Origin of the sequence: Legionella parisiensis (assembly GCF_001467945.1) — a bacterium.
GTDB classification, from domain to species: Bacteria; Pseudomonadota; Gammaproteobacteria; order Legionellales; family Legionellaceae; genus Legionella; species Legionella parisiensis.
Genome location: NZ_LNYQ01000012.1, coordinates 38,006 through 51,217, shown reverse-complemented (window position 1 = coordinate 51,217; position 13,212 = coordinate 38,006). Strand labels below are relative to the sequence as shown.

Here is a 13,212-nt window from a genome sequence, read left to right as displayed (position 1 = left end):
ATAGGAGAGGCGCGGTTATTGCCCTGTTACGGATGGCTGTCGGATAATTTGGTTACTAAGAAAGTTACTCGAAAAAAGCCGTAACTTCCTTGGCATTATTAATCGTATCTTGAAAACCAAGCTCAAGTAATTCTCTTGTGTAGTCACGTTCGAAAAGCACAAAACTTAAAAGATCGCCTGAATGCTTTTTCTCTCCTAAGAAATTGAGGAGGTACCGCAGTAATGTAGGCAAGGCTTTAAAATGTATTTGAGCCAACGGTGCCAAGTCTCTACTGGGTCGTAAATGTAATGTTGTAATGGGGCGCCATGGCGAGCGGCGTTTTTTCCATATCGACAGAAGCATGGCAATTTCGTTCATTCGATTGACCATTTCAATATCGCGGTCAAGGTTATCTAAAAAAAGCGCATTTAACATATTCCCAAAAATATGAGAAAAGGGAATGTCATCATGATTGCGTAAATTTTCTTGCTCTACAAATGTGGGTAGTGCTCGAGTTCCTAAAATTAGGATTTTGTCTACTTCAAAACGAATGGAGCCGCGAAGAGGGGCAGCTAGGCCCACACTGCCATCGCCATAATGAAATCCATCGAGCAAAACTGTTGGAAAAAATAAAGGCAAGGCGCTGGATGCTAAAATATGCTCTGCCTCGAAGCTAACGCGCTTGCTGCCGTGCCGCGGGTAATTCCAGTCCGTGAATTCGGGATTGCTGTGCTCGTAAAAAGAAATAGTTTGGCGTGTTTCGTAACAACTACTAATTATTTCCAGTGTATTCAGATATCCATCGCTTATATTTTGCGCAATTTTGGTGAAATCAAGACCACCTTCAATCATTTCTTTCAGGGGGGTAGTATCAAGTAAATGAGCTGCCTGCCGCTGCTTGAGCATCATGGTGCTCATATTCCGCATCACGGATTTGCTTAATGCGAAGTTACTGGCTTTATAGACTTGTTGGCAATGAATTTCACTCCAAATGGTCTCTAGTTTATCAAGTGCCGTTGGAAAATCATCTGCATTTTCAGCAAGTACTGCTGCATTGATACTTCCCACGCTAACCCCGCTGACCATTTCAAAGGGTAACGTTTTAACTTGCAAAATATGACCAATTGCTTTCAGAACACCAGCCTGGTAGGCGCCTCGAGCACCACCACCTGCCAAATAAAGGGCTTTTTTAGACATAATGATTATTTTTATCGCATTTATTTAGTATCTATGTGAAATATAGTTGAATTTATGCTGAATTAGCAAGTCTACGTTTTTATTGTAAAAATTTCCACCAAAACGGAAAAGAAAATGGTATAGTATATGTTTTTGCGCAAAATGGTCAATTGGTGGTCGATATGGGAGAATTTGAGATTGCAAATACTCTATACAAGGCATCTGTACTACTTGAAGACATACAGCGTCCACTCGATTCTGATTTAGAGATCTCCACGAATAGGAAAAAACCTAAGAAATTTTTAAAAAAAATAGTGTCTTTAGCACAAATTATCAAAACTATGGGCGACTCCGGCAAGGCAATGATGCAGATTGGTTCTTCCATAAGGACCTTTAGTAAAATCAAACCTACGGCATCACTTACACAAGGATTGAATATTGGCGCAATTGCTTTTGCTGCATTAGATTTTTTTCTTATCCCTTTCATTTACCTTACTGCCTATCTCTTAGATGGAAAAGCTCCTGTTAACCGGAGTAATAATGCCAGGTGGCTTTTTTCTGCAATAGTGTTAGGACTGACAATAACCTCAATATGTGTTCCTGCTATAGCAGTAGCAATTGCTTTTACCACCGCTTCAATCTCATTGACTTTGAGCCTTTTTTTATTGGGGCAGGCACTACATGAATGCTATCACTTAAGTAAGGAGCGAAGAGCAACTAGAAAGTTAATTGCCGGTGCACAATCGCAAATAGAAAAGAGTCAAAACAAAGCATCTCGATTGAGAGCTGCTTTAGACGATGCGAGCACAGAACAGCAGCTTCAGTTGCACTACGCACAGATTATCTCGTTACAAGAAATTTTTAATCCGCAAAAAGAATATTTAATTAAACTGAAGTTGAAAGAATCAAAGTTAGACAAGAAAATAAAAAATGTTGGACTTGTACAAGTCATGGATAAAGGAGTTGGTTTGAGTTTATGTACAATGGCCATGAGCGGTTTGATTGTATCTTTATATTTCCCAGTAGCGGGTTTAGGAATATTAACTGCAGTATCCGCTATTTCGCTTACCTACCTTTTACTTCGACTGGCGTTACCGCTGCTGCAACTACTAGGAAGATGGATGATGAGCAAATTGGGACCTGGAGCTGGTGAGCACAACTCAAAAGACGACCCAGGACAAAAATATGAGCATAACAAGGAACCTTCAACTGATTTGATGATAGAGCATTTTTTTGGTAGTAAAAAAAATGCAACTGAATTCTTAAAAAGAATCCCCCGAAAAGATGAAGATTTATCATTAAAGAGTACGAGCACAATTTTTCAAACTGAGAAAAGCTCATTGAAAAGAAGAGATAAAAAAGAGTTAATATGCTCGGAATTAATTATTTGAAAATGATTCCATAAACTGAATTAGTCGATTTCAGAATAGTTTTCCTTCGCCTCACATCATTTTTGCTCTGGCGAGTTGTCAACAGCCCCTGATTTTTTAGTCCAAAAGCTCATTGCAAAAAATAGAAAACTCCTTTAACTTAAAAACTTACCCCTCAAAGGAAGAATACTCATGCTGAATATACTTCGCGAACAACCCCGTGCATTTCACATGATTTTTATGTTGGAATTATGGGAGCGGTTTGGGTTTTATACAGTTCAGGGGATTTTGACCTTGTTTTTTATTCGCTACTTGGGTTACAGCGATACGATTTCTTATTATACATTTGGCGCTTATTCAGCGCTAGTTTACGGGATGGTGGTTATTGGCGGGTACTTGGGAGATAGAATATTAGGTACCAAACGTACCATAGTCCTTGGTCTTATAACTTTGGCAGCAGGCTATTTTTCTTTAGCAATTACTGATAAAGAACATGTATTTTTTGCACTGGGTTTAATTTGTGTCGGAAATGGTCTATTTAAGGCCAATCCCTCGAATTTACTTGCCAAGTGTTATGAGGAGAATGATCCTCGTTTGCATGGCGGTTTTACTTTGTATTATATGGCAATCAATTTGGGCAGTATGATTGCACTATTTGCCGGTCCGGCGATTTCGAGTCGATATGGTTATTCTTATGCCTATATGATGAGTGCGATCGGTTTGCTCATGGGATTAGCTAATTATTGGCTGCAACACCAATTTGTTGCACACATTAATACTGATGCAGATAGACGGAAAATCTCGTTATCCCAGTGGTTGATGATCTTGTTTGGAATATTTTTGCTCACTGCGTGTTCTTCTTATTTATTACAACATGTGATGCTTGCTAAAAACTTATTTTGGTTTATAACGATTGCCGTCATCATTTACTATATATTTATGACGCGTAAAGAAAGCAAAACCTCACGAATGCGCATGCTCGTTGCCTTGGCGTTGATGTTAGAAGCAATTATTTTCTTTACTTTGTATCAACAAATGCCAACCTCACTGAATTTATTTGCCGTACATAATGTTATCCCGGTTTTCTTTGGAATCACAATTGATGCACAAAGCTTTCAGGCATTAAATCCCATCTGGATAGTATTGATGAGTCCTGTTTTGGCTTATTTTTATAACTTTTTCCACAGGAAAGGCATAGAGTTTTCCATTCCTTATAAATTTTCTTTGGGCATGACCATGTGCGGTGTGAGCTTTTTAATGCTTTTTTTTGCTCGCTATTTTTATACAGATCAAGGTATGGTTTCTTCCTGGTGGTTAATTATAAGCTATTTATTTCAAAGTCTTGGTGAATTATTGGTATCCGCTCTTGGGGTGGCAATGGTTGCAGAATTAGTCCCAACGCAAATTGCAGGTTTTGTGATGGGAATGTGGTTTTTAACTTCTGCTATAGCGGGGTTTATTGGTGCCACAGTTGCTTCTTATACTGCACTTCCCGAGCAAATTAAACCGGGGGTGGGATCTTTGATGATTTATACGCATGTATTTGCCTGTATTGGTATCGTCACTTTAATTATTGCACTGTTTATGTGGCTTTTATCGCCGCGATTAAGCCGTTATATTGCAATAAAGAAAACAGATTTACAGCAAGAAGCAAAAGAAGCAGAATATTCTGTATCTAAATGCTTTATGAGGCATACGGAACTAGAGTATCGTTCCAATGCGTCTTAAGAAAAAAGTAAAAACGTGAATAGAACTTTTCAATTTCGGTTACTCCGATAACCATCTCGAAAACTAGTTAACCTAAATTTCAACTAGCGAATTTAGGTTAACTGAATGATTTAGGCAACTGAAATTGTTTTTTTATCGCCAATGACCGCGCCAACCGCCTCCCCAGCCGACACCGCGCCAACCGACACCACGCCAGCCACCATACAAACCACGGCCACCCCAATAACCCAAGCCGCCATAACCCAGGCCACCATAACGCCATCCTGAATAGTAACGCCTCGGATAATAGGAGTAACTCGAGTAAGAGTAAGGATAGTAACTAGAATAATAATAGCTACTAGGGGTTGTTGTAGTAACATAACAGCCACTTAGAAAAAGTGTAGGTACAAACACTAATACTGCGATAATAAGTTTTTTCATGATCGCTTTCCTTGGTCAATGTTCGCACATTAATTATACTTCATGGTCATATTTTAATCAAAAAATATATTTATTCATATTTCAATCGTCCAGTTGGTAATTGCTTATCAATTAAGGTTTGTTTTAATATAACTTGAATAAACCATGTTCATATCGATAAATTCTATTGTTCTATCGTGCGTTTTTATGAAGTACGGTTGTAAGCAGTTATGAGAAAATGAATATTGAAATAAGTCTGCGTTCTCAAAAATTGATAAAGAAATATTTATTAGCCTCTGGTGTTCATCCTCATGAACTCCCCTCTATATCTTTGCCTACTGATTTTATAACTTTGATGTCTTGGCTCGATGAACAGCACATAAAAAATTCCAGAGAAGTTTCAAAAGAAAAAAAACAAAAAATTGAATTTATTCTTGTATCCTTGCGCACTGAGTTATTGCAAAATCTTCTCCATTCCCTGCAAGGAGATGATACCAATCTACCAAAAGAGGTTGAAAATAATACGAAGGATAAAATTAAATTTGCCTTACTCACAATGGCAGGTATTTTGGTGGCAGCATGTCAGGGATTTGATGGTATCGTGACGATGTTGAGTATTTTCAGTTTACCTTCATCGATAATTCTTGGTATTGGATTTGCGTTTTCATTTCTTTCTGTAATTGTTTTTTGTGGATTCGATTTAGTAAAAGTTTCGAATGTTTTGGGAATTAAGCTTAGCGATGCGCATAAGTTATTAGATGCATACTTGTTGCAATTGCAAATGATTAAATCCATAAGGAAGAAAATAGCCGATTATTATCTTTCAGATTTGTCTTCAAGTGATTTGAAACAATTGAAGCTTATAATTTCCATGTTGCAAAAACATTTTGCATCACTTACTAAAGCCAGTAAGCAATTTGAAGAAGCGCTAAAGAGTGAAAGCATTCAAACATTTAAAACCCTGATTTCAGGTGTCTCCGCATTGCTTTTTTTTGGTGGTGGTTTTTTTACAGGTCAATCAGTAGCTTTTTTTATGTCAGGCCTTATTCTTAATTCAGCAATTCCTGCTTTTTGGCCGGTAATTATTTTTAGTGCCATAGTGGGGTTAGCGGCATTGGGTCTTTATTGGTATATAGAGCGCCCTATGCTTGACAAGCTAGTGAGCAGTTGGTTTGGTTTGAATGAAGAGAGTGTACAGAAATTATGTGATAAGCATCTGATCATTAAAGAAGAAAAAAAGTTGGGAAATTTGCAGGGGAAAGTCATCAGCGCTGCCAGAATATCTAAAAGAATTGCACAATCAGGGCAACGTATAGAAGGGCATGAGGAGCGGGGAAATAATGGCTCTGTTTCTGGAAGAGTTGTAATAGGTACAAGAGTAAGTGCTAATTATTACACTTTTATTAAATCACCAAAGCCTCCAGGTGCGATACCTGCAATTGCCGTTGAGGACGAACATTTAGAAGATGCCTCATGTTGTTTTATATGAAGAGTATGAAATGTATCTGAACCATCCATCCTTCTGTGGTGAAGACATGAAAACTTACTTACCAAAAAGGAATCTTGAATTAGTAGCAGATTTTATTGTGCAGTTATTTTGAGTGGTGCAGAATAAATCAGGCTATTATTGGAGCATAGAAAAAGTTTCGCAAAGATTGCATGCCATTATATCCTGTGAATTTAATAATATTTGGCAGTTGATAAAAAAGGCACTAAACCGACATGCGAGAAGTGCCTTTTATTCATACCTTGAGTCGATCTCATAAAGCGTTACGTTTCGTCATTTTCTTTCGAATTGCTGGAGTCTAAAGAATTGGTTTAGTAAATAATAATAAGTTAAATATTTAACGTATCCTTTACAAAAGGGATCGTTATTTTTCGCTGTGCTGCAAGAGAGGCATCATCCAATCTGTTGAGTAAATTATGCAGATCATGCATATTTCTAGAGCATCTGTTTAGCAGGAATTGTCCAACACTTTCTGGTAGGTCAAACCCTCGCTTTAAAGCATGAAGTTTTAGAGTGCTAATTTTATCTTCGTCATTTAATTCCATTAACTGAATCACTAATCCCCAACTTAATCTAGAGCGCAAGTCTGCCAGTTGGATGGGAATTGTAGTTGGTGATTGATTTCCAGAAATGATTAAAACACCTTTTTCCATATCTTTGATTTTATTATATAAATGAAATAAAGCTTCTTCCCAGGCAGGGTCTTTGGCGATTACATCAATATCGTCAATACAGATTAGATCTTGCTCTTCCAGTCCTTCTATAGTTTGTGGCCCCCATTCTTTGAGGAGCGTCAAAGGGAGATAGATAGAGGAATGAGCATGGGCTGCTTGGCAACATGCTTGCAATAAATGAGTTTTACCGCTACCGGTATTGCCCCAGAGATAAAGCAAGCGATCTTCTTTATTCGTAAGCATGTTATGTAATTGCTGTTGCAGCAATTTATTACTTCCCCAATTAAAATCAGCCAGGGTTGCTTCATCATTTAATTGTATAGCTAATGCTAACTGCTTGTTCATTATGATGATTCTTTTTTGGGCCATGCTTTTCTGCCCCAGGTCCAAATATAATCAACATAAGTTATTGCTGTAGTCAGTGTCGTCAAAATGATCAGAACATTAAGCAGATAGGGTGGAAATTCAAAATAAGCCAATTCAAATAAACAAAAAGTGACTAGAGTCAGCTGTAATGCTGTATTAATTTTACTAAGCGATGTGGGTTGAAAGTCCAACTTACGACGAATAAATTGATACCAGGCAATTACTCCTAAGGAAATTGTCAAATCCCTGAGGAATACTAGAGCTACTAACCACCAAGGTAATACACCGATTAAGGCTAAAGAGATAAAGCTGGAAGCGATTAATAATTTATCAGCCAGCGGATCAACAAAAGAGCCAAAAAAACTTTGCCAGTTAAAACTCCGGGCTAAAAAACCATCTAACCCATCACTCAACCCAGCTAAAATAAATAAATAAAAAGCAATAACATACTCATGACGATACAAATAAAATAAAAACGGTACGATTAATAGCAGCCGCAATAAAGTCAGAGCATTTGGAATGTATTTTAATATCATAGGCCATACGATAATTTAATTACCCCTTGTTTGCCCAGTACCTTTTCAATATTAATTTTAGGGATTGGCTTCATGAAGGGGATATACGTTTGCGAAACAATATAGTCTAGTGTATACAATACTCGCAGTTCTGTCACTTATGTTTGTCTTGATTTTTACGATACATAACTACGGTGTTGCCAATCATTTGTACGAGTTCAGCATGAAGGTGCTCACATAACTCAGCAGCCATAATAAGTCGGTCTTCTTTTTCTGCCCCATTAATTTTTACTTTTATTAATTCATGTGCAAGCAAGGCGATGTCTGTTTCCGCAATAACTGCTTCAGTTAACCCTTTAGCTCCAAGAAGCACAACGGGTTTCAAATGATGCGCCTGGGCTTTAAGAGATTTTTTGAGTGAAGTATCCACGTAATGTTCCTTAGTATAAACAGACCCTAATGCACTGATTTTGGAGACTGAATGATAAAATGGTAAATTATTGCACGTTTTGCTGGGAAAAGGTAGTAAAATTCAGTATCATAGATCAAATTGATACTCAGTATAAATTTATGAAACGTACTAAAAGCAGCAAGCGATGGTTGCAAGAGCACTTTGATGATGTCTATGTAAAAAAAGCACAATTAGAGGGCTATCGCAGTCGTGCGGTATACAAATTAAAAGAAGTAGATGAGAAAGAGTCATTGCTCAAGCCCGGGATGACTGTGGTTGATCTCGGTGCGGCTCCAGGAGGATGGACTCAATATGTATCTGAACGGTTACAAGGTCGCGGACGCATAGTCGCATTGGATATTTTGCCTATGGATGCCTTACCCGATGTGGATTTTGTTCTTGGTGATTTCCGGGAAGATGAAGTGTTGCAAAAGCTTATAGACTTAATCCCAGAACAAAGCGTCGACTTGATATTATCAGATATGGCCCCAAATATGAGTGGAACCACGGCAATTGATATTCCGCGAGCAATGTATTTGGTGGAGCTTGCCTTTGATTTTGCGGAGAAAATGCTAAAGCCTGGTGGCTCTATGCTTATTAAAATTTTTCATGGGGCTGGCTTTGATGAGTTAGTAAAGCAGGCGAGATTTTCTTTTGAGAAAGTCGTGATTCGAAAGCCTTCGGCTTCCCGAGCTCGCTCAAAAGAAACCTATTTGCTGGCAAAGGGATACAATTTATAGTAACTTTATGATTTAAGAATTTTGATCATAAAATAATAGCTGCACGTCACTAACGAGGTTAATACTTTGAACGACATGGTTAAGAATTTGTTTTTATGGCTGATTATAGCGATCGTGCTTGTTTCAGTTTTCAGTAATTTCGGCCCTCGGAACTCGGTTGCTGAGAAACTTTCTTACAGCCAATTTTTGAAAGAAGTCGATCAAGGTATGGTTAATTCAGTGACCATCGAGGATGATAAGATCATCAAAGGGATGACTAAAAATAATAAGCGCTTTATTACTTATATGCCCATGCAAGATAATGCTTTGTTAGGTGAGTTACTGAAAAGCAAGGTCGAAGTAAGCGGTCAAGAAAAACAACAGGAAAGTTTCCTCCTCCATTTATTTATTAATTGGTTCCCGATGCTGCTTTTAATTGGGGTTTGGGTATTTTTTATGCGCCAAATGCAAGGCGGGGGTGGTCGAGGTGCTATGTCGTTTGGTCGTTCACGAGCACGTTTGCTTGGTGAAGACCAGGTTAAGGTAACTTTTGCGGATGTTGCAGGTGTCGATGAAGCGAAAGAGGAAGTTAAGGAATTAGTTGACTTTTTACGCGATCCTACCAAATTCCAAAATTTGGGCGGACGCATTCCTCGTGGTGTATTGTTAGTTGGTTCTCCCGGAACAGGTAAAACCCTTTTAGCGCGAGCTGTTGCTGGTGAGGCTAAAGTTCCCTTCTTTACAATTTCCGGTTCAGATTTTGTTGAAATGTTTGTTGGTGTGGGTGCATCTCGTGTCCGTGATATGTTTGAACAAGCAAAAAAACATGCTCCTTGCATTATTTTCATTGATGAAATTGATGCGGTAGGTCGTCATCGTGGCGCTGGTCTTGGTGGAGGTCATGATGAGCGTGAGCAAACCTTAAATCAATTACTGGTCGAAATGGACGGTTTTGAAGGAAGTGAGGGAGTTATTGTTGTTGCAGCCACAAACCGCCCAGATGTTCTGGATCCTGCATTATTACGTCCGGGTCGTTTCGATCGCCAGGTTGTAGTCCCGTTACCGGATATCCGTGGTCGCGAACAAATATTAAGGGTGCATTTGCAAAAGGTTCCAGTAGAGAGCAATGTGGACATTATGGCGATTGCTCGAGGCACTCCAGGGTTTTCTGGGGCAGATCTCGCAAATCTGGTGAATGAAGCAGCTTTATTTGCTGCCCGCGCAAATAAACGCAAAGTCAATATGATAGAACTAGATAAAGCAAAAGATAAAATTATGATGGGCGCTGAACGACGCTCCATGGTGATGGATGACAATGAGAAAAAACTGACTGCATATCATGAAGCAGGTCACGCAATCGTTGGCTTATCTGTACCAGAACACGATCCAGTTTATAAAGTTTCTATTATTCCAAGGGGCCGTGCTCTTGGTGTGACAATGTTTCTACCTGAACAAGATAGGTACAGTCATAGTAAACGTCGTTTGGAAAGTCAATTATCCAGCCTGTTTGGGGGCCGCATTGCAGAAGAGCTTATTTTTGGTCCGGAAAGCGTCACCACCGGGGCATCAAATGACATTATGCGTTCTACTGAAATAGCACGTAAAATGGTCACCACTTGGGGACTGTCAACTTTAGGCCCACTTACTTTTGGCGAAGAAGAAGAAGAAGTGTTCTTGGGTCGCTCAATGAATAAACATAAAGAAATGTCAGATAGAACCGCACAACAAATTGATGAAGAGGTGCGTGCAATTATTGACAGAAACTACCAGCGAGCTAAAGAAATTCTTGTTTCCAATATGGATAAGTTGCATTTAATGGCTGAAAGTTTAATTAAATACGAAACTATAGATTTCAATCAAATACAAGAGATTATGTCTGGGAAGGAACCTTCTCCACCCGAGGACTGGGGGTCATCAAAACCTCTGGATGGAGCTGAGGTGACAAATAACCCGCCAGAAAAACCTACAGAACATGAAGTGAGTGTAAATCCTGCTGAAGAGCACTGAGATTATTAGTGAGAGAAGCAGGTGAATTCACAGCAATTTTTAGGTTGGCTTGCACGTCAACGCCAACCTTTATTAGATAATCTACCCGAAAAACCATTAATTATGGGCATCTTGAATGTTACTCCGGATTCTTTTTCCGATGGGGGTAAATTTTTATCTTCGGAGAGGGCTTGTGAACATGCATTCCAGATTATACGCCAAGGAGCTGATTTAATTGATATTGGGGGACAATCTACCAGACCAGGTGCACAGCATGTTCCACTCGAGGTAGAATTGAATCGAGTTATTCCTGTCATCGAACAAATTCGTACTAGTTCAGATATTTGCATCTCGATTGATACAAATAAACCAGCAGTAATGGAAGCTGCTGTAAGTGCTGGTGCCAACGTAATTAATGATATTTATGCTTTACGCACTGAGGGCGCTCTCGAAATGGCTGCGAAACTAGCAGTTCCTGTTTGTCTGATGCACATGCAAGGAGCACCACATAATATGCAACAAAATCCATATTACCCAGATGGTGTGCTAACTGAAGTGACGCGTTTTTTTACAGAACGTATTACAATGTGTGAGCGTGTCGGCATTAAAAGAAACAATATAATTTTAGATCCAGGCTTTGGATTTGGAAAACGAGTACGAGATAATTTGCTCTTAGTTAAAAATCTTGATAGTTTTGCACCATTTAAAAGGCCTCTGCTTTTAGGGGTATCGCGCAAAAGTACTATTGGAGCGGTGCTTGCCAAAGAAGTGGATCAGCGGTTAATAGGTAGTATAGCGGTCGCAGTTTATGCTGCACTGAAAGGTGCTGGAATCATTAGAACGCATGATGTCGATGAAACTAATCAAGCGTTACATATGATTACCATGTTAGAGAAGGCCAATATATCAGCTCATGAGAGCTAAAAATTCTTGATAAGAGGTGGTTAAGGATGAGTCAACGTAAATATTTTGGTACGGATGGTATACGCGGACACGTGGGTTTATCAAATATTAACCCAGAGTTTGTATTAAAACTGGGTTGGGCGGTTGGTCGTGTGCTCGCTAATGGCCAACGTAAAAAAGTAGTGATTGGAAAAGATACCAGAGTATCAGGCTATATGTTGGAATCTGCTCTTGAAGCAGGACTATCCGCTGCCGGTGTTGACGTTGCTTTGCTTGGACCTATGCCCACTCCTGCTATAGCTTATCTAACCCAAACACTAAGAGCAAATGCAGGTATAGTCATCAGTGCATCACACAATCTCTTTGAAGATAACGGGATCAAGTTTTTTTCCTCTGAAGGAGGTAAATTACCTGATAGCGTCGAGCTAGAAATTGAGGCCGAACTGGAAAAGAAAATGCAAACAGTGCCTTCTCAGAATTTAGGGAAAGCAACACGAATTAATGATGCAAGTGGACGATATATAGAGTTTTGTAAATCCACTATTCCGTCATTAACGCGGTTATCCGGATTAAAAATTGTAGTTGATTGTGCAAATGGTGCGACCTACCATATTGCCCCAAATGTATTTTCTGAGCTTGGAGCTCAAGTAATTTCTATAGGTAATCGCCCTGATGGGTTTAATATTAACGAAGATTGTGGTTCAACATCTCCTGAACTACTAAGACAAAAAGTCGTGAGTACAGGCGCAGATATTGGTATTGGCCTGGATGGTGATGGCGATCGTGTCATACTCATTGATTCAGATGGTCGTTTAATTGATGGGGATCAAATACTTTACATTATTGCCAAAGATAGGCATCAGCGAGGTGTACTCAACGGTGGTGTAGTTGGTACCCAGATGAGCAATTATGGCTTAGAAACCGCTATTAAGAGTTTAGGTATTCCCTTTGTCCGAACACGTGTAGGTGATCGATATGTTTTAGAGGCTTTACGGGAAAAAGACTGGAAAATAGGTGGCGAAACTTCGGGGCATATCGTCTGCCTGGATAAAACTACAACAGGTGATGGGATAGTTGCTGCATTACAAGTATTATCAATTATGGTGAAGCAGGGTAAAACGCTACAGCAATTAATTCAGGGCATCAATCTATTACCACAAAGTTTAGTGAATTTAAAAACCAATTACGCTACCTTACTTGCAGAACACTCACAAGTAATCGAGGTAGTAAGGGCTTTAGAGTCAAGTCTAAATGGAGAGGGAAGAGTATTGCTCAGACCCTCAGGAACTGAACCATTATTGCGTGTTATGGTAGAAGGTATGGATGAGTCTATAGTGAGACAACACGCGCAAAAGCTATGTGATGATATAAGTCAAATTGAAAGAACTTTAGACATTCAGTGATAAATCAGACTTATGTATTGAAGCTTTTGATAAAA

12 protein-coding genes are annotated in these 13,212 nt (G+C 39.1%); 7 read left to right on the top strand and 5 right to left on the bottom strand.

The genetic code is table 11. The annotated features are described in order from the left end of the window. Positions 1-64: 64 nt before the first annotated feature. Positions 65-1,177 (bottom strand): patatin-like phospholipase family protein, encoded by a 1,113-nt coding sequence (locus Lpar_RS02940; protein ID WP_058516507.1) that lies wholly within the window; start codon positions 1,175-1,177, stop codon positions 65-67. 161 nt (positions 1,178-1,338) lie between these two features. On the opposite strand from Lpar_RS02940, the gene Lpar_RS02935 reads away from it, so the two are divergent. Together Lpar_RS02935 and Lpar_RS02930 are read left to right on the top strand one after the other, a co-directional pair. Next, positions 1,339-2,547, top strand: a complete 1,209-nt coding sequence (locus tag Lpar_RS02935; RefSeq protein WP_058516506.1) for a hypothetical protein — start codon at positions 1,339-1,341, stop codon at positions 2,545-2,547. Between the two features lie 171 nt (positions 2,548-2,718). Continuing rightward, positions 2,719-4,254, top strand: a complete 1,536-nt coding sequence (locus Lpar_RS02930) for an oligopeptide:H+ symporter (protein WP_058516505.1) — start codon at positions 2,719-2,721, stop codon at positions 4,252-4,254. A 132-nt stretch (positions 4,255-4,386) separates the two neighbouring features. On the opposite strand, the gene Lpar_RS02925 is transcribed toward Lpar_RS02930, so the two are convergent. Further along, entirely contained in the window at positions 4,387-4,674 is a 288-nt protein-coding gene (locus Lpar_RS02925) for a hypothetical protein (protein ID WP_082650324.1), read from the bottom strand. Positions 4,675-4,891: 217 nt separating this feature from the next. Here Lpar_RS02925 and Lpar_RS02920 point away from each other — a divergent pair, with 217 nt between their 5' ends. Beyond that, on the top strand, positions 4,892-6,142 hold the full coding sequence (locus Lpar_RS02920; protein ID WP_058516503.1) for a hypothetical protein: 1,251 nt from the start codon (positions 4,892-4,894) through the stop codon (positions 6,140-6,142). Between the two features lie 347 nt (positions 6,143-6,489). On the opposite strand, the gene hda is transcribed toward Lpar_RS02920, so the two are convergent. The 3 genes from hda to yhbY form a co-directional block, all read right to left on the bottom strand. After that, on the bottom strand, positions 6,490-7,179 hold the full coding sequence (gene hda, locus Lpar_RS02915) for a DnaA regulatory inactivator Hda (RefSeq protein WP_058517054.1): 690 nt from the start codon (positions 7,177-7,179) through the stop codon (positions 6,490-6,492). After that, positions 7,179-7,736, bottom strand: coding sequence for a CDP-alcohol phosphatidyltransferase family protein (locus Lpar_RS02910; protein ID WP_058516502.1), 558 nt, complete (start codon positions 7,734-7,736; stop codon positions 7,179-7,181). Before Lpar_RS02910 ends, hda begins: the two co-directional genes overlap by 1 nt. 133 nt (positions 7,737-7,869) lie before the next feature. Then, entirely contained in the window at positions 7,870-8,145 is a 276-nt protein-coding gene (gene yhbY, locus Lpar_RS02905) for a ribosome assembly RNA-binding protein YhbY (protein WP_058516501.1), read from the bottom strand. Between the two features lie 140 nt (positions 8,146-8,285). Here yhbY and rlmE point away from each other — a divergent pair, with 140 nt between their 5' ends. The 4 genes from rlmE (at position 8,286) to glmM (ending at position 13,177) form a co-directional block, all read left to right on the top strand. Then, positions 8,286-8,906 carry a 23S rRNA (uridine(2552)-2'-O)-methyltransferase RlmE gene (gene rlmE / locus Lpar_RS02900; RefSeq protein WP_058517053.1) on the top strand — a complete coding sequence of 207 codons (621 nt, stop codon included), beginning with the start codon at positions 8,286-8,288 and terminating at the stop codon, positions 8,904-8,906. A 75-nt stretch (positions 8,907-8,981) separates the two neighbouring features. Then, positions 8,982-10,892 (top strand): ATP-dependent zinc metalloprotease FtsH, encoded by a 1,911-nt coding sequence (ftsH, locus tag Lpar_RS02895; protein WP_058516500.1) that lies wholly within the window; start codon positions 8,982-8,984, stop codon positions 10,890-10,892. A gap of 21 nt (positions 10,893-10,913) precedes the next feature. Beyond that, the gene (gene folP, locus Lpar_RS02890) at positions 10,914-11,795 is read left to right on the top strand and encodes a dihydropteroate synthase (RefSeq protein ID WP_058516499.1); all 882 of its coding nucleotides are present in this window, start codon (positions 10,914-10,916) and stop codon (positions 11,793-11,795) included. A gap of 26 nt (positions 11,796-11,821) precedes the next feature. Further along, a complete protein-coding gene (gene glmM, locus Lpar_RS02885; protein WP_058516498.1) occupies positions 11,822-13,177 on the top strand; it encodes a phosphoglucosamine mutase in 1,356 nt (451 codons plus the stop codon). Positions 13,178-13,212: the final 35 nt, after the last annotated feature.